Source organism: Brucella sp. RRSP16, assembly GCF_052246815.1.
GTDB classification, from domain to species: Bacteria; Pseudomonadota; Alphaproteobacteria; order Rhizobiales; family Rhizobiaceae; genus Brucella; species Brucella intermedia.
Window position 1 is genome coordinate 240,147 of the sequence record NZ_JBQQAM010000002.1, and the last position, 17,095, is coordinate 257,241.

The following is a 17,095-nucleotide window of genomic DNA, read 5'->3' on the forward strand; positions in this document are numbered from 1 at the left end:
TATGGTTCGTGATGAACAAGGGTTGTCATTATTGCCAGTGTCGAGCCTACTTGCTTGATTTCAATCAATGCTGCTTCATTCAAACGTGGCAAATTGCCCATCAATGCGCCATGGACGGCAAGTGCCAAAAGCGCTAGTTAGGGCACAGACTAAGGAGCGCATTATGGACTATCGCCGTTTTTTCGAAGAAGCGATCGACCAGTTGCACGCCGAGAAGCGTTACCGCGTTTTTGCAGATCTTGAACGTATTGTCGGACGTTTCCCCCGAGCTATCTGGCGCAACAATGGCACTGCCCGCGAAATCACCGTCTGGTGTTCGAATGACTATCTTGGCATGGGCCACCATGCCGATGTCATCAAGGCTATGTGCGACACAGCCGGCAACGCTGGCTCAGGTTCCGGCGGAACGCGCAATATTTCCGGCAATAATCACCCGCTCGTCGAACTGGAAAACGAACTCGCTGATTTGCACGGCAAGGAAGCCGGACTCGTTTTCACATCGGGCTTTGTCTCCAACGAAGCCTCGATTTCCACGATTGCCCGATTGCTGCCTAACTGTCTTATCCTGTCTGACGAGTTGAACCATGCTTCGATGATCGAAGGCGTGCGCCGCTCGGGTGCTGAGAAGAAGATTTTTCGTCACAATGACGTCGAGCATCTGGAACAGCTGCTGAAGGCTGCCGATCCTGCGCGCGCAAAGCTGATCGTGTTCGAATCCGTCTATTCCATGGACGGCGATATCGCGCCGATCGAGAAGATCGCCGATCTGGCCGATAAATATAATGCCATGACCTATATCGATGAAGTTCATGCGGTCGGCATGTATGGCGCACGCGGTGGCGGCATTACCGAACGCGATGGCCTTGCACATCGCATCGATATTATCGAGGGCACGCTTGCCAAGGCTTTCGGCGCGCTCGGCGGTTACATTACCGGCTCGCGTGCGATTGTCGATGCGGTGCGCTCCTACGCACCGGGCTTCATCTTCACCACTTCCCTGCCCCCGGCAGTCGCTGCAGCAGCGACGGCTGCGATCCGGCACCTGAAGACCTCGCAGGTGGAGCGCGACGGCCAGCAACGTCAGGCCCGGCGCGCCAAGGATGTACTTTCGGCCGCCGGTTTGCCCGTCATGTCGTCGGAAACCCACATCGTGCCCATTCTGGTCGGCGATCCCGAGCTTTGCAAAAAGGCCAGCGACCGCCTGCTTGAAGTGCATGGCATCTATATCCAGCCGATCAACTATCCGACCGTTCCGCGCGGCACCGAAAGATTGCGCATCACGCCGTCGCCCCTGCATGATGACGCCTTGATCGACGGTCTCAAGGAGGCACTTCTGGAAGTGTGGAACACGCTCGGCATCCCCTACGCCGAACCCACTGTCTCACAGCCCGCCAGTTCCGAGCGGATCATTCCGCTGATGGTCTCCAAGGCCGGCGGCTGACAAGCAGGATCATTGGAACAAAAGGCCGGTTCAACCGGCCTTTTTGCTGTGTCAGAAGATGAGCGTGGCCGCGAGAGCCGCAAGATAGAGCCCCGCTCCGAACCACAGATGCGTCATTATACTCCATCCCCGGGCGGCCCAGGGCTTCGGCGTCTTTCGTGCGGCGATCCCCGCCCCCATGCCGGGCTGCATGACAAAGAATGGAGCAGCAACGGTCAACAATCCGAAGGCAAGCGCGGGCAGGAGCTTCGGCGATGCCATCCACTCAAGCCCGCCAGCAGCAACCAAACCAGCCGCAAACAGCACGCCGATGGCGTAATGAACGCCCCAGCCAAGAAGTTTCTCTCCTCGAACCGGCGGGCTGGCGGTGATCCGCTCGTGCACGAAGCGCCCTTCCATCATATGACTGAACCAGCGTCCCACCAGCCCATAATCCAGGCTCGCAACGCCGAACAGCCGCGCTCTCGCCATCGTCCAGATATCCGTTATGATTGTCGCTCCCACTCCGATGAAAACGATCTGCAAAACAAGCATTTACCTTTCCTTTCCACTTGCGTGGATCATTGAAAAGGCGGACCATACAAGTTAAAGCCGACTTGAGGTCAATATGAAAGATATGGACATTGCTGAAGTTGCGAAAGTGACAGGCATTCCCGCATCAACACTGCGATACTATGAAGAAAGGGGGCTGATCGCCTCGCACAGCCGACGGGGCTTGCGCCGAGTATTTGATCCCGGCGTTGTGACCAAGCTGTCCCTGATCGCCCTCGGACAGGCGGCTGGCTTTTCGCTCGATGACATTGCGGGCATGTTCGGCCCCGACGGCCAGGTTTCGATCAGTCGCGAAACCCTGTCTGCGAAGGCGGATGATCTCGACCGTACAATCGCCCATCTTGCGGCACTTCGAGACGGGCTGCGCCACGCAGCGACCTGTCCAGCTAAAAGCCATATGGAGTGCCCGACCTTCCAGCGTCTGATGAAGGTGGCGGCAAGCCGCAGCCCCCGCCCTTCAACCGGGAAGCGATGAGTTCAACGCTTTTCGATCCAGTGCACAAGCCGCCTTGCGGCCTCCTCCACCTGTTCAGGGTCGCGGCAGAAGCAAAGTCGGAAGAACCCTTCGCCACCAAGGCCAAATGCGCTGCCTGGCGCCAGGCCAACATTGGCATTGTCCACCATGTCGATAGCTGCCTTGACCGAATCCTCGACGCCATCCACGCCGAAGAACAGATAAAATGCACCCTGTGGAGGATTGAGGCGAACCTTGCCCGTCGCCAATAGCGCGGCGCACAGGCTATCGCGCGTGGAACGGGCGCGCTCAACCTGCATCGAAATGAAGGCGTCGCCCTCATCGAGAGCCGTAACGGCACCACGCTGCATGAATTGCGCAACGCCCGAATTCGAATACTGGATCAGGTTTTCAATAACCGGTCCCAGCAACGGGTGCACAGTCATCCAACCAATACGCCAGCCCGTCATCGCCCAGTTTTTGGAGAAGGAATTGACAAAGATGATGCGGTCATCCGGCTCCATAATATCCATGAAGGAGGGAGCACGACCGCCGCCATAATAGAAGTGGGTATAAATCTCGTCCGCAATGATCCAGAGGCCCTGTTTGCGCGCCAGATCAAGAATGAATTGCAAAGTTTCCCGATCCGCCGTCCAGCCGGTGGGATTGGAGGGGGTATTGACGAATAGGGCCTTTGTGCGGGGTGTGGTGGCGGCTGCAATCTTCTCCGGATCAAGCATCCAGCCGTTGTCCCCGAATTCCAGTTCGACCGGGACCGGCGTGACGCCAGCAAGACCAGCCGCACCGACAAAATTGGGCCAGGCCGGGGAGAGATAGATCGCTTCTTCACCTGCTCCAACGGTTGCTGTCAGCGCCATTTCGATGGCATGCATACCCGAACCGGTGACATAGAAGTTCTCGGGCTTTAGAGCGAGTGGAAAATGCCGCGCATGATAGCGAGCCAGCGCTTCCCGCAACTCCGGTATGCCTGCCTGCCAGGTATAGAAGGTCTCTCCGTCAGAAATGCCTTTTTGAGCCGCGGCGCGAATGAAATCCGGCGTAGAAAGATCGCCCTCGCCTACCCACAGCGGAATAAGTCCTTCGCGTCCGCGCCCATGATTGGCGACCGCCACAATCCCGCTTTCCGGTGACTGGGCTGCTTCCCGACGAAGATTGGCGATGAGCGTCATGATTTCCCCGCGTTGGATCTGGATTTTGACTTCGTGCTTATCAAGGCCCGGTAGCGAAATCACGCGGCTTTTTGTGATGGTCTGATCAAACGCATTTATGGATCAAAAGAAACGGGGCCAAAAGGCCCCGTTTCATCCGTCAGTTCCTGGGCAATCAGGCTTTCTGCTTTGCCAGAAGATCGCGGATTTCGGTCAGCAGAACCTCTTCGCGCGGTGCTTCCGGTTCCGGCTTTGCTTCTTCCTTCTTCTTCATGCGGTTCATCGCTTTCACCACCAGGAACAATACCCACGCGATGATAAGGAAATTGATGAGAAGAGTGATGAAGTTGCCGTAGGCGATGGTCGCACCGGCGTCGCGGGCAGCTGCCAGCGTGGTCTTGGGTTCACCTGCCAGCTGTATGAACATGTTCGAAAAGTCGATACCGCCGGTGATAAGACCGATGATCGGCATGATGATGTCATTGACGATGGAGTTGACGAGGCCGCCGAACGCCCCGCCGATGATAACACCGATGGCCAGATCGACCATATTGCCCTTCAGGGCGAATTCCTTGAATTCCTTGAGCATTGCTGTCTCCCTCACGAACGCGGACCGCTTGGGCCGTCCTGCCACGGTGGCGTTCGTCAAATCAACCTGGGCACCAGAAAAACTGGCAGTGGATGGCAAAGCCGTCTTCCACAAATGGAACCGAAAGCGCTTTGTCATTTCAAACGCAGTCCTGAAAAGGGCCCTGCACTTTCAGGATCACACTGTCAGTTTGTAGACGAAAATTACCAAAGAAAAGATAAAGCGGCAGAAACGCACTGTTTTTGATCAATAATCTTGCGCGATCGCACTGAAAGTGCTTGCGTCATTCGTGATCGAGGAGTGAGGGAACAAGCCGGCTATGCAGGGCTGGGGTATTATTGGCGCCGCCTTTTTGTATCTGCTGCTGCTCTTTGCGGTAGCCAGCATCGGCGACCGGCGCACGTCGCGCTGGAACAGTGCCCCGCGCCCATATATCTACGCGCTCAGCCTGGCCGTCTACTGCACATCCTGGACGTTTTTTGGCTCTGTCGGCTTGTCGGCGCAGCGCGGACTTGAATTTCTCGGCATCTATATCGGCCCCATTCTCGTCTTCACGCTCGGCAACCGTTTGCTGCGGCATATCGTTCGACTGGCGAAGTCCGAACACATCACATCGATCGCCGATTTTCTCGCTGCACGCTACGGCAAAAGCTTTGGTGTCGCGTCACTTGCGACCTGCATCGCAGCCGTCGGCTCGATCCCCTACATCGCGCTCCAGCTCAAAGCCGTTTCCGGGAGTGTCGGCCTCGTCATGGAACATTACGGATCGGCCGTCGATCCGTCAGTATTCATATTCGGCGATATTTCCCTGCCAGTCGCCGCCGTGCTTGCCGTCTTTGCGATTCTCTTCGGCACGCGCCATACCGACGCCACCGAGCACCAGAACGGCCTCATTCTGGCGGTGGCCCTGGAATCGGTCATCAAGCTCTGCGCCTTCCTGACCGTCGGTTTTGCCTGCACTTTCTTCCTGTTCGGCGCTCCGTCGCAACTGATCAACCAGATATCCCAGTCGCCGGAGGCGCTGGAAGCGTTTCACTATCAGACGTCCATCGGCACATGGATCGTGCAAAGCGCACTTAGCGCCGCGGCCATCATCATGCTGCCGCGCCAATTCCATGTAACCGTGGTGGAAAGCCGGAGTGAAAAGGAACTGCGAACCGCCTCGTGGCTCTTCCCGGTTTATCTGGTGCTCATCAATATCTTCGTGTTTCCCATCGCGCTGATCGGCGTGATGACACTCGGAGGCAATGTCAGCGGAGACCTGTATGTTCTGGCCCTGCCGCTGGCTGCTGGTGCTCACTGGCTTGCCCTCGTGGCTTTTCTCGGCGGGTTGTCGGCGGCAACCGCGATGGTTATCGTCGCCTGCGTCGCGCTTTCGATCATGATTTCCAATCATCTGGTGCTGCCGCTTTTCATACGGCGGCTGGCCAAGCAACAGGCAGCAGAACAGCGCGACCTGACTAAAATCATTCTGAACACCCGCCGCCTCACCATTATTGGCATTCTGGCGCTGGCGTTTGCCTATTATCGCTTCACCTCCAACAATATCCACCTGGCTTCAATCGGCTTCGTTTCCTTTGCTGCGATTGCCCAATTCGTGCCTGCCTTCATTGGCGGGCTGTTCTGGCGCAATGCCAACGGACGCGGTGCGATGCTTGGTCTTTCGACCGGCTTTCTGGTCTGGGCCTACACTTTGCTGCTGCCCACCATGGCGCCGGAAAATGCCGCCATTTTACGCAATGGTTTTCTCGGGTTCACCGCATTGCGCCCTGAGGCGCTTTTTGGAACCAATGCTCTTCCCCTGACCAACGGCGTGGTGTGGAGCCTTGCGGCCAATACGCTGTTCTACGTTCTTGGTTCCCTCTCGCGCGCCTCGACGCCGCTGGAACGCATTCAGGCCAGCATCTTCCTGCCGCGTTATGTGATCGGCACACCGACCCTGAAGCGCTTTCGCACGACTGTCACCGTCGCCGAACTGAAGGCAACCATGGCGCGCTATCTCGGCGCCGAACGCGTGGAGCGCGCTTTTCTTCGTTTTGAAGGAAGGGAACAGCGGCGACTTGATCCCGGCATGACCGTCGATACGCCTTTGATCCGCCATGCGGAGCAACTGCTTGGTACGGCAGTCGGCTCTGCATCGGCGCGCCTTGTCCTGTCACTGCTGTTGCAAAAGGGCGATGCGTCCGGCCGCGATGCGCGACAACTCCTGGACGATGCTTCAACGGCCTTGCAGCAAAACCGCGACCTGCTGCAAACCGCACTGGACCAGATGGAACAGGGCATCACTGTTTTCGACAAGGACTTGAGGCTTACCTGCTGGAACCGGCAGTTCCGCAAGCTTTTCGATCTCCCCGATGAGGTGATGCAGGTCGGGATACCCGTTTCCGAAATCGTGGAACAGCTGCATCGTCGCGGCGACATATCTTTCACCGGCCAGAACAGCGCCATACGCTCGCTCGCGGCTGTGCGCCGTCCGTGGCGCATCAATATGAAATCCACCGGCAAGGTGCTGGAAATTCAGTCCAATCCCATGCCTGATGGGGGCATCGTCGCGACATATACCGATATCACGGCGGCGGTCGAAGCGGATGTCACGCGCCAGAGGGCGGCAGAGATGCTCGAGCAGCGCGTGGCGGATCGCACGGCGGAACTGACCCGCGTCAACCAGCAGCTTGCCAAGGCGCAAGCCGCGGCCGAAGAAGCCAACCAGGGGAAGACACGATTTCTTGCGGCTGCCGGGCACGACATTCTGCAACCGCTTAACGCAGCAAGACTGTACAGTACCGCGCTTGCCGAAAGACTGGGGCGTTCCGAAACCAGCGAATTCGCACGCAATATCGACTCCTCACTGGAAGCCGTGGAAGCCATTCTAGGCATGGTGCTGGATATTTCACGGCTGGACACCGGATCGCTCAAACCCGAACTCTCGGTATTTCGTCTCGACAAGCTGATGAGCCAGATTGCAACCGACTTCACACCGCTTGCAGCTGCCAAGGGGCTGAAACTGCGCGTTGTCCCGTCAAGCATCGTGGTCAAGACGGATCGCAACATGCTGCGGCGCCTGATCCAGAACCTCGTCTCCAATTCGATCAAGTATAGCCGCAGGGGCGGTATCTTGCTCGGCGTCCGCCGCCGTGGTTCCTTTGTGGAGTTGCAGGTGCTCGATACCGGAATCGGCATTCCTCCGCAAAAGCTGAAACTCGTCTTCCGCGAGTTCACCCGGCTCGACGAGGGAATGCGGGAAGCGGAAGGCCTTGGCCTTGGCCTTTCCATCGTTGACCGCATCGCGAGGCTCTTGTCGCTGCCGCTCGCGCTGGCTTCGACGCCCGGCAAGGGGACGATGTTCACCCTGCGCATTCCTGTCTCGCAGGAAAAGGTGCCCGCTGACGAAGTGAAGAACCGTCGCGGGCTGCAACGGGCGCTGGAACTGACGGGACTCGATGTTCTCTGCATCGACAATGACGCCAGCATCCTGTCGGGAATGGAAACGCTGCTTCGCGGATGGGGGTGCCAGGTTACGACACTGCGCAGCGGAACTGCGCTGAAATCGTACTGCACCGACCATTCCCGCCCGCCGGATGTGATCGTCGCGGACTATCATCTGCTGAACGAAAACGGCCTCGATATGATCGGTTTTGCCCGCGAAACGTTCCAGACCGAAATACCGGCCATCCTCCTGACAGCCGATCGCTCCAAGGAAGTGCGCCAACGCGCTGAGGATGAAAACGTCACTGTCTTGCACAAGCCGCTTCGTCCCGCGGCGCTTCGTTCGCTGCTATCGCATTTTCATCATGCGAGGCAGGACAATGCATCGGCGCAAAATGCCGCTCAGTAACGGACTGTCCGGAACATTTCCTGTTTAAATTGAGCCTCGCAAATGCTCTATCCAATTGTCTCCCAGTTTCGGGAGACGTGCCCTAATCCGTGTTCAGCGCATCATTGCCGATGCGCGACAGGAGAATGACCGCCTGTGTGCGGCTATCGACCCCCAGTTTCTGCAGCACTGCCGAAACATGCGCCTTGACCGTGGCTTCCGACACGCCAAGCTCATAGGCGATCTGCTTGTTCAACAGCCCCTCCGCCAACATGGTCAGCACGCGCGTCTGCTGCGGCGTCAATGTGCGCAACCGCGCGATGAGCGCCTCTATTTCCGGGTCGTGCGCATGATCCAGTTCAATATCGGCGGGTGTCCAGATATCGCCAGCCAGAACAGTGCTTACGGCCTCGCCGATGGTTTCCATGCTGGCGGATTTCGATATGAACCCAGAGGCACCGAGCTCGACCGCATGACGGATCGTCGCCGCATCGTCGGTTGCCGAAACGATGATGATTGGAAGTGCAGGCTGCAAGGCCTTCAACGTCACCAGACCGGAAAGGCCAGTACCGCCCGGCATCGTCAGATCCAACAGCAGAAGGTCGATATCCTCTCGCTCGCCGACCAGTTTCTTTACGGCGTCGAAATCGCCAACTTCGATGATTTCCACGCTTTGCGACTGTCCGGAAAGGACCTGTCTCAATGCCCCCCGGAAAAGCGGATGATCGTCAGCGATGATAAAATGCATGTGCCTCGCGCGCCATTGTTTCAGGTCTCCTCCCCTCGCGGTGCAGGCCAATCAGCCAATCACTCCGTTTTATGCCGTTTTTTGGCTCGGGCAACCAAAATTCACGTTGCTAATCCCTTTTCGCATTACTCATTGCCGCCATCTGGCCGCATTGTATGTTAGGTTATGCGCTGAAAGTAACATAAGAGCGGCCCGACCAGCGAAATGGGGGGACCAAAAGGCATTTCATGACGCGCAATACGCTTTATCCCGAAATCCAACCGTTCAAGGAAGAGATGCTGCAGGTCTCTTCGCTGCATCGAATCCACGTCGAGCAATGCGGCAACCCGGACGGCAAGCCGGTCATCGTGATCCATGGCGGCCCCGGCGGTGGAATCACGCCGACGATGCGTCGCCTGCATGACCCGGAGCGCTATCGCATAATCCTGTTCGACCAGCGCGGATGCGGCCGCTCCACCCCGCATGCGGAACTGCGCGAAAACACGACCTGGGATCTTGTGGCGGACATGGAGCATATTCGCGCGCATCTCGGCATCGACAAGTGGCAGGTGTTCGGCGGCTCGTGGGGAGCGACGCTCGGCCTTGCCTATGCGCAATCCCATCCGGATCGCGTTGCAGAACTTATCCTGCGCGGTATCTTCATGGTTCGCCGTTTCGAAGTCGACTGGACCTATTCCAACGGCGCAAGCATTCTCTTCCCTGATCATTTCGAGGCCTATCAGGAGCATATACCGGAAGCAGAGCGCGGCGATATGATCGCTGCCTATTACAAGCGCCTCACCGATCGCAACCCGCAGGTGCAGCTTGAAGCGGCCCGACGCTGGGCGCGCTGGGAAGGCTCGATCATTTCGCTTCTGCCCGATCCGGCGCGTGTCGATGCCTTCGGTGAAGACCAGTACGCCATCGCTTTTGCGCGTATCGAATGCCACTATTTCCAGAACCGTGGCTTCCTCGATTCCGACGACCAGCTTCTGCGGAACGTCGACCGCATCCGGCATATTCCCGGCGTGATCGTGCATGGCCGCTATGATGTCTGCACGCCGTTCATCAATGCCTGGCAGTTGAAGAAGATGTGGCCTGAAGCCGATCTCAAAATCGTCGAGGACGCCGGGCATGCCGTTACGGAACCCGGTATAACCCACGAATTGATAGAAGCAACAAAGCGTTTCGCGCAATAGGGCGAAACGCACTCACATTTGCTGGAAATGCTCAATGAAAAGGCGCCGTGCGGCGCCTTTTTCCTTGCTTTCAGGTTCGGCCGCCCGGAAGGGTTCCGTTGTCCGGCTTTTCCGGCTCGCTGTCGAAACTCTTCGCGATGTCCATAAAGCGCCGCATGAACCGTTCCATATAGCTCATGGATTGCTCAAACTCCTGCTCCGTCGGCAAGCCCGAAGCACTACTTCCGCCTTTCCCTTCAAGAGCGGAGACCTTGTCCTCAAGCTTCTTCACGCGATCCTGCAGGCTGGCAATGTCGTTCTCATAAGCCTCGCGATCTTCGGTCGCCATCTTGCAGACGAGTTGTCCCTGCTGCTCTACGCAGGTCGAGAGCGCGCCGGTTCGGGTGTCCAGACGGACATAGCCGTTTTCCGTTCCTTCCAGCCGATAACGCCCGTTTTCCTGCGCCAGCGCATTGGCCGGGGCAAGCGCTGAACCAAGAACAGCAACAGCAGCCAGATTGCGGACCATCAATGTCTTTCTGTTCAACATAAGGCTATTCCCTTCAGCTTCTCTTTGAGGTGTCCCCATCATATGGGACGTTTACGACGAAAATCGAACATGCGGGACTTTGATTTCCGAAGAAATTCGGTCTAGAGAGCACCCATGACCAATGAGATCATCTATAAGATCGCTCCGCGCGGGCTTTGGGCGCAGGCAGAACAGGCTGGTAATTTTACCGGGGCTCCAGTTGATATTGCGGATGGCTATATCCATTTCTCTACTGGAACACAGGTGCGGGAAACGGCAGCTAAACATTTTGCGGGCCAGCGGGATCTGCTTCTGATCAGTGTGAATGCTTCTGCGCTCGGCGCGGCATTGAAGTTTGAAGTTTCACGCGGCGGGGCCCTTTTTCCTCATCTTTACGGCACACTGCCGCTTGCAGCCGTTTTGAAGGTCGAACCCCTGCCGTTGGGCGACGATGGTCTTCACATTTTTCCGGAGCTGGAAAGTTAATGAGCGGGCTTTTTGAAACTCTCGGGCGACGCGCCCTTTTCGCCTTCGATGCAGAACAGGCACATGGTCTTTCCATCGCTGGCCTGAAGACAGGTCTCGTGACCTGCGGTGCGCCGAACGATCCGGCGCTTTCCGTCAAGGTTGCGGGATTGCAGTTTCCAAATCCGCTCGGCATGGCAGCGGGCTACGACAAGAATGCCGAAGTGCCGGACGCCCTGTTGAAGCTCGGTTTCGGCTTCACGGAAATCGGCACCATCACGCCGCGCCCGCAAAGCGGCAACCCGCGTCCGCGCATTTTTCGGCTCGTGGATGACAGGGCCGTTATCAATCGGCTGGGCTTCAACAATGAAGGCCATGATGCTGCGTTTAAGCGCCTGTCGCAACGCGCTGGCAAGAGCGGTATCGTGGGCGTCAATATAGGCGCCAACAAGGATGCCGAAGACCGCATTGCCGATTATGTTGCCGGTATCCGTCGCTTCTATCAGCTGGCGCGCTACTTCACCGTCAATATTTCTTCGCCCAACACGCCGGGACTGCGCAATCTTCAAGCCCGCGACAGTCTGCGTGAACTGTTGAGCCGCGTGCTGGAAGCGCGCAACGAAGAAGGCAAGATGTGCACGCTGAAGCGTCCGGTTTTTCTCAAGATCGCCCCCGATCTGGCCGATGAAGAACTGGACGACATCGCTGCCGAGGCAACTGAACAGAAGCTCGATGGCATCATCATATCCAACACGACGCTTTCACGCACCGGATTGAAAAGCGCGGACAACCTGAACGAAACAGGCGGGCTTTCCGGGGTACCGCTTTTCGAGCGCTCCACCATCGTCCTTGCCAAGATGCGCGAGCGCGTCGGCCCCGACATGCCATTGATCGGCGTCGGCGGCGTGGATAGCGCTGAAACGGCGCTGACAAAGATCAAGGCCGGTGCCGATCTGGTCCAGCTTTATACAGGCCTCATCTATCGCGGACCGAACCTGCCCGCCGAAATCGTGCGTGGCCTGTCGGCGGCGGTGAAACGCGAGGGCGTTGCCAACATCGCCGCACTGCGCGACCGGGACACCAGCGACTGGGCGAAGCGTGACCTGCCCGCCTGAGAGCCGGGTCACATAATGAATTCTGTACGATAACGTCGCGGCAGAATCGCCAGAAGCAAAACTCCGCGAATTGACAGAAACAGGTTGAGAGCCAGCCAGAGCCCGTGATTGCCCATCACGGGTTTTGCCGCATAAAGAACTGCCAGAAAGAAGCCGAGCGACAGGAACATCATGTTGCGCATATCGCGCGACCATGTGGCGCCGATATAAACCCCGTCCATATGGAAGGCCAGCAGTCCCGTCATACCTGTCAGCGCCGCCCAGGGCAGGTATTTCAAGGCTTCAGCGTGAACGTCTTCCGCCTTGGACAGTAGCCCGATGATCGCATCGCCAAACACCAGCAGGAAAAAGGCAATGACGCTGGCCATGACCAGCCCCCAGACGAAAGTGAGCTTGGCGCCGCGCACGAACGCAGGACTGTAGCGCGCGCCAATAGACCGTCCGACAATCTGTTCGGCGGCTGCCGCCATGCCGTCCAGGAAGAAACCGGCGATGAGGAAGAAGTTCATCAAGACAGCATTGGCCGCCAGTGTGACCGGGCCGAGATCGGACCCTGCCCGCGTGAAGAACGCGAAGGCCGTGAGAAGCAGGAAGGAGCGGATCATGATGTCGCGATTGACCGCGAACATGCGCAGGATTCCTTGCTTCTGGAATATCCGCGCCCGGTCCGGACGCAGTGACGCATCCTTTCGGAAATGCCGCAGCACGATGAACATGCCGACGAGAGCGGCAACCGTTTCGCCGGTCACGGTCGCCCAGGCAACGCCAGTAACGCCCCAGCCCCACTCCAGCCCGAGGATAATGCAGAGCACGATATTGATGCCGTTGAGGAGCACCTGAAGGCCGAGGCCGACAATACCCTGTCCACGTCCGAGAACCAGTCCGAGGATTGAATAGTTGATGAGCGCAACCGGCGCCGACAACATGCGGATCGACACATAGGTCGCCATTGCTTCCTGCGTTGCAGACGTCGGATGCATGAAGGTGGACGAGACGCCGATGATGATCGGCAGGCACAGTATCATCAGGCTGCCGGCAATGACCGCGATGATGATTGCCCGCCAGAAGATCGCCTGCTCTTCCACGGCGTCTTCCGCACCCATGGCCTGTGCAACCAGTCCGGTCGTGCCGGAACGCAGGAAATTGAATATCGACAGCAGGACATCGAAGACCAGCGCGCCAATCGCCAGCCCCCCGATCAGCTCGGCCTGTCCCATCTGGCCGACGACGCCCATATCAACAAGTCCGAGAAGCGGCGTGGTGATCGCAGCAAGCGTCATGGGAATGGCGATCAACATCACCATCCTGTGTGTTACTTCGAACGGCCTTGTTGCGCCACCACGCTGCAGCGACTGATCCATGATGCTTGTCCCGAATATTCCCCTCAGATCAAAACGATCTACTCTGGAATCAATCGAAACTACAGATAATTCGGCCACCGCATTGTCGCAGTTCCTGACAACCGACTGTCAGGAGAATGAGGGATCAAAGTCCGAGCACCATGGCCCAATATATATAAGTTGGTTTGGTTTCTGGTGTTGCCCAGGCGAGACCATAATGCTCGAAGGTCGGATCGAGCATGTTCTTGCGATGGCCGGGCGATTTCATCCAGGCATCGAAGACGGCCTGTGTACTGCGCTGTCCCGATGCGACATTCTCTGCCGCCGGCCCCCGTATACCTGCCTGCCGCAGTCGCGCCACAAAACCATTGCCCCAACCGACGCTATGGCCGATCTTTCCATAACCCGCCATTCGCCTGGCCTGGTAAAGCGCGGCTTGCTCCAGCTTGGAATCCGTCGCCATCAAAGGCAGTCCGTTTGCCTTTCGAATAGCGTTGAAAATAGCGGTGGGATCGTCGTCACCTGCCGCCCATGCCGCCTTCCACGGCATTGCCGACATCGCCAGCGCGCCCCCGGCAAGGATCAGAAAGCCACGCCGGTTGAGTGTTAAACATTGTTTTTGCTGCATGCCTGTCTGAGCTACCCAGTTACCGAATTGATTTCATTTCCGGTAGCTGAGGATACGGAGCAAAATAAAGGCAGGAATGACGACTGCAGCGCCAAGAATGAGATAATCGACAAAGCCTGCAATTGCCGAAAAGCCCATATTCCAAAGGCGGAGGAAGAAATCGCGGATGCCGTACAAGATGTCGTAGGGCGTCCAGTGAAATGCGCTCATGACCACGCCAACCACCAGCGAAATCAGCACCAGCTTGATCAGAACGCGGGCCGGGGTATCGCCAAGAAAACGGTTTACACCATCCGACATGCAAATCTCCTGTGTGGTTATTGGTTAGAGCGGATGCTCTCAAGTTGAAACGTCGTCCCGCTCTAAACTTTTGTTTGAGCATAATTCCGAAAACCGGTTCCCACTTTTCGGAATCATGTTTTAAAGCGACAGATTCTTCGCGCAAGAAATAGGCTCTCCGTACAGCCTGCGCAAGTTCTACCCTCGCCTCAGCGCTGCTTGCGGTACTCGCGCGGGGCTTTCTGCTTTTGGCGCGAGAACGACCGGTTCATGCTGCGCGTATCGGTAAAGCCGCTTGCAACAGCCACTTCCAACAGTGACAGGCTTGTCTCCGACAAGAGCTCCTTGGCCTTCTTAACCCGCAGCTCTTCGCGGACCTCGAACGCCGTCCGCTCAAGGGCAAGCTTGAACCCACGCTCCATCTGGCGGACGGAAATTCCCAATCGGCGCGCCACGTCAATCATAGGCACCGGGTCTTCCAGTGTTTCCTCGAAAATGCGGATTGCCTTACGGATCATCGGCGACCGCACGCCGTTGAAGCTCAGCGCCGGTTGTTCGGAACGCACAAGCTCATAAGGGATCATGAGGATGGACGCACTCTTGCGCGCCAGTTCCTCCGAAATCTCGTTCTGGATGATGGACAGCGCCAATGACGCCGTGCCAAGCCCGCCCGCACAGGTGAAGTGCCTGCCGCTACGATGGAACAGGCTCGTCGTATCGGCTGTATATCCATCGAAAAGCTCCAGAAAATCGTCGCGATGGAACCAGCTGACGCAGCAATTGCGATCCGGCAGAAAGTCTGCTTCCGCCAGCAGAAAGGCAGCCGTGCAAAGGCCCACCACCGTCTTGCCGCGCCGGTCCGCACGCTTGATGAGATCGACCAGCGCCTGCTGTCTGGGCCGATATTGCGCAAGCAATCCGCCGACGACTGCCACATAATCACAATCGTCGAGTTCGCCTATGGGAGCGGTCGGCTCGATCACCATGCCCGAGCTGGAGGTGACAGGGTCTCCTGACAGCGTGCATATTTTCCACGCACAGCGTATCTGACGGCTCTTGTCGCGATCATCGGCGGCAAGGCGGAAGGGATCGAGGAAAAGGCTGAGTGCACTCAGCGTAAAACCGGGCAAAGCAACAATGCCCACCGACAGCCTGCGTTGCGGGGCATCTGTTGCGGCTTGAAGCTTCTTGTCCCGATCCCGTTCAGTTCCGTTCGTCACGTCGACCTTGCTCCTCCACCAGAATTATATTTGCTTGGAGGAGGCTATTATAGTCAACGAAAATGCTTGGAAAGCTTCAACTGCTGCGCCTGGTAGTTGGAGCCGAGATCGACGCCATAAAGTGCAGATGGGCGATGCAGCATATGTTCGTAAACCAGCCGCCCCACGATCTGCCCGTGCTCCAGAATGAATGGAACCTCGTGGCTGCGGACTTCCAGAACGGCGCGACTTCCGGTTCCGCCCGCAGCGCTGTGCCCGAAGCCCGGATCGAAGAAGCCGGCATAATGAACGCGGAATTCGCCGACCAGCGGATCGAAGGGCGTCATTTCGGCCGCATAGAGCGGCGGAACATGCACTGCCTCGCGCGAAACGAGAATATAGAATTCATCCGGGTCAAGCACGAGTTCGCGCGAACCCCGATCATAGATCGGCTCCCAGAAATCAAGGATGTCGTGCGCCGCACGCTTGTCCACATCCACCACAGCCGTATGGTGCTTGCCGCGATAGCCAATCAGCCGATCAGGACCACCCGAAAGATCAACCGACAGCGCAATGCCACCGCCGGAGATGTTCGGCATTTCCGCTGCGACCAGCGTTTCGGCCTTGTGCAATGCAGCAAGCTCCGCCTCGTCAAGCTGGGCACGTCCCTTGCGGAAGCGTATCTGCGACAGGCGCGATCCGGTGCGCACGACGATAGGAAATGTGCGCGGGCTGACTTCCAGATAAAGCGGACCGTTGTATCCGGCAGGTACCTTATCGAATTCCTGCGCTCCGTCGGCGATGACGCGGGTGAAGATATCGAGGCGGCCCGTTGAACTTTTCGGATTTGCCGACGCCGAAAGATCGGGCGACAGCGCCAGGCTTTCGAGAAGCGGAACGATGTAAACGCAGCCCGTTTCCAGAACGGCTCCCGCCGTCAGGTCGATCTCGTGCAATTTCAACCGTTCCAGCTTTTCGATGACCGGCGTCCCGGGTCCCGGCATGAAGGAAGCGCGAACACGATAGGCTTTTGCGCCCAGCCTCAGGTCAAGGCTCGCGGGCTGTATCTGGTCGGGATCAAGGGCGCGCGGCGACGCCAGCAAACCGCTTTCAAACAGCGCGGAAATATCCGCGTCCGCCAGAATTCCAGCATCTTTCTGCGTCATCGACCCGATACTCCGTAGCCTAAAGCATGTCGTACTTTGTCGTAATCAAGCGACATGCTTTAATCTCTTGTTTTCACGCATGTCTCCCGAAACCGGTTCCCGATTTCGGAAGGCATGCTCTAGGCATTGCTTGACAAAGACCATTGACCGCTCTGGGCCTCAATGCCAACCCTTCCAGCCGCTAGAAACCGGGTTTTCCGCAGGAATCAGAGTATTTTCATGGCGCCCCGGATGCGCTTTTCGAGAAATGCGTTGGTTTCGGCATTGACGGCTCCGCGCAACAGGCATAATGGAAAACTGTTCCGTGGTGATTTGGCCGGCCGGCTTGCAGCCACGTTAAAGAATTCGCTAAAAAAGGCCGCGGTTCGTTACCGGCCTTTTGCGTTTTCGCAAGGCCGGTTTTTTATTGGCCGCCGAGGCTCGACATCCTGCCCCGGCCGACCAGCTTTT

16 protein-coding genes and 1 riboswitch are annotated in these 17,095 nt (G+C 57.5%); of the genes, 6 read left to right on the forward strand and 10 right to left on the reverse strand.

Annotated elements, in window-relative coordinates; translation table 11 throughout:
* The first annotated feature begins 163 nt into the window (after positions 1 to 163).
* Positions 164 to 1,441, forward strand: a complete 1,278-nt coding sequence (hemA, locus tag ACS5UA_RS04350) for a 5-aminolevulinate synthase (protein WP_021586241.1) — start codon at positions 164 to 166, stop codon at positions 1,439 to 1,441.
* A gap of 51 nt (positions 1,442 to 1,492) precedes the next feature.
* Here hemA and ACS5UA_RS04355 read toward each other — a convergent pair whose 3' ends face one another.
* Positions 1,493 to 1,975: a DUF2938 domain-containing protein gene (locus tag ACS5UA_RS04355; RefSeq protein WP_113463478.1), complete on the reverse strand. Its 483-nt coding sequence runs from the start codon at positions 1,973 to 1,975 to the stop codon at positions 1,493 to 1,495.
* A gap of 73 nt (positions 1,976 to 2,048) precedes the next feature.
* Here ACS5UA_RS04355 and ACS5UA_RS04360 point away from each other — a divergent pair, with 73 nt between their 5' ends.
* Positions 2,049 to 2,468 carry a helix-turn-helix domain-containing protein gene (locus ACS5UA_RS04360; protein ID WP_113463477.1) on the forward strand — a complete coding sequence of 140 codons (420 nt, stop codon included), beginning with the start codon at positions 2,049 to 2,051 and terminating at the stop codon, positions 2,466 to 2,468.
* Positions 2,469 to 2,470: 2 nt separating this feature from the next.
* On the opposite strand, the gene ACS5UA_RS04365 is transcribed toward ACS5UA_RS04360, so the two are convergent.
* Both ACS5UA_RS04365 and mscL read right to left on the reverse strand, forming a co-directional pair.
* The gene (locus tag ACS5UA_RS04365) at positions 2,471 to 3,637 is read right to left on the reverse strand and encodes a pyridoxal phosphate-dependent aminotransferase (protein ID WP_196107517.1); all 1,167 of its coding nucleotides are present in this window, start codon (positions 3,635 to 3,637) and stop codon (positions 2,471 to 2,473) included.
* A 154-nt stretch (positions 3,638 to 3,791) separates the two neighbouring features.
* On the reverse strand, positions 3,792 to 4,205 hold the full coding sequence (gene mscL / locus ACS5UA_RS04370; RefSeq protein WP_006471056.1) for a large conductance mechanosensitive channel protein MscL: 414 nt from the start codon (positions 4,203 to 4,205) through the stop codon (positions 3,792 to 3,794).
* A 319-nt stretch (positions 4,206 to 4,524) separates the two neighbouring features.
* Here mscL and ACS5UA_RS04375 point away from each other — a divergent pair, with 319 nt between their 5' ends.
* Entirely contained in the window at positions 4,525 to 8,040 is a 3,516-nt protein-coding gene (locus ACS5UA_RS04375; RefSeq protein WP_196107516.1) for a PAS domain-containing hybrid sensor histidine kinase/response regulator, read from the forward strand.
* Positions 8,041 to 8,122: 82 nt separating this feature from the next.
* On the opposite strand, the gene ACS5UA_RS04380 is transcribed toward ACS5UA_RS04375, so the two are convergent.
* A complete protein-coding gene (locus ACS5UA_RS04380) occupies positions 8,123 to 8,767 on the reverse strand; it encodes a response regulator transcription factor (RefSeq protein ID WP_021586247.1) in 645 nt (214 codons plus the stop codon).
* 227 nt (positions 8,768 to 8,994) lie between these two features.
* On the opposite strand from ACS5UA_RS04380, the gene pip reads away from it, so the two are divergent.
* On the forward strand, positions 8,995 to 9,945 hold the full coding sequence (pip, locus tag ACS5UA_RS04385; protein ID WP_113463474.1) for a prolyl aminopeptidase: 951 nt from the start codon (positions 8,995 to 8,997) through the stop codon (positions 9,943 to 9,945).
* 70 nt (positions 9,946 to 10,015) lie between these two features.
* On the opposite strand, the gene ACS5UA_RS04390 is transcribed toward pip, so the two are convergent.
* Complete coding sequence (locus ACS5UA_RS04390) at positions 10,016 to 10,474, reverse strand: hypothetical protein (protein WP_279719001.1); 459 nt, start codon at positions 10,472 to 10,474, stop codon at positions 10,016 to 10,018.
* A 114-nt stretch (positions 10,475 to 10,588) separates the two neighbouring features.
* On the opposite strand from ACS5UA_RS04390, the gene ACS5UA_RS04395 reads away from it, so the two are divergent.
* Entirely contained in the window at positions 10,589 to 10,939 is a 351-nt protein-coding gene (locus ACS5UA_RS04395) for a DUF952 domain-containing protein (RefSeq protein WP_006466056.1), read from the forward strand.
* Positions 10,939 to 12,033: a quinone-dependent dihydroorotate dehydrogenase gene (locus ACS5UA_RS04400; RefSeq protein WP_113463473.1), complete on the forward strand. Its 1,095-nt coding sequence runs from the start codon at positions 10,939 to 10,941 to the stop codon at positions 12,031 to 12,033. The genes ACS5UA_RS04395 and ACS5UA_RS04400 overlap by 1 nt, the downstream gene beginning before the upstream one ends.
* An 8-nt stretch (positions 12,034 to 12,041) precedes the next feature.
* Here the strand turns inward: ACS5UA_RS04400 and ACS5UA_RS04405 are convergent, their stop codons facing one another.
* The 5 genes from ACS5UA_RS04405 to ACS5UA_RS04425 form a co-directional block, all read right to left on the reverse strand.
* Positions 12,042 to 13,394, reverse strand: coding sequence for an MATE family efflux transporter (locus ACS5UA_RS04405; protein ID WP_443101199.1), 1,353 nt, complete (start codon positions 13,392 to 13,394; stop codon positions 12,042 to 12,044).
* 124 nt (positions 13,395 to 13,518) lie between these two features.
* Entirely contained in the window at positions 13,519 to 14,001 is a 483-nt protein-coding gene (locus tag ACS5UA_RS04410) for a CAP domain-containing protein (RefSeq protein WP_113463472.1), read from the reverse strand.
* A 33-nt stretch (positions 14,002 to 14,034) separates the two neighbouring features.
* Entirely contained in the window at positions 14,035 to 14,301 is a 267-nt protein-coding gene (locus tag ACS5UA_RS04415; protein ID WP_006466052.1) for a DUF6460 domain-containing protein, read from the reverse strand.
* A 188-nt stretch (positions 14,302 to 14,489) separates the two neighbouring features.
* The gene (locus ACS5UA_RS04420; RefSeq protein WP_443101200.1) at positions 14,490 to 15,500 is read right to left on the reverse strand and encodes a GlxA family transcriptional regulator; all 1,011 of its coding nucleotides are present in this window, start codon (positions 15,498 to 15,500) and stop codon (positions 14,490 to 14,492) included.
* A gap of 53 nt (positions 15,501 to 15,553) precedes the next feature.
* On the reverse strand, positions 15,554 to 16,645 hold the full coding sequence (locus ACS5UA_RS04425; protein WP_100648065.1) for a 2'-deoxycytidine 5'-triphosphate deaminase: 1,092 nt from the start codon (positions 16,643 to 16,645) through the stop codon (positions 15,554 to 15,556).
* Positions 16,646 to 16,939: 294 nt separating this feature from the next.
* Positions 16,940 to 17,019, forward strand: a riboswitch (SAM riboswitch).
* The last annotated feature ends 76 nt before the right edge of the window (positions 17,020 to 17,095 follow it).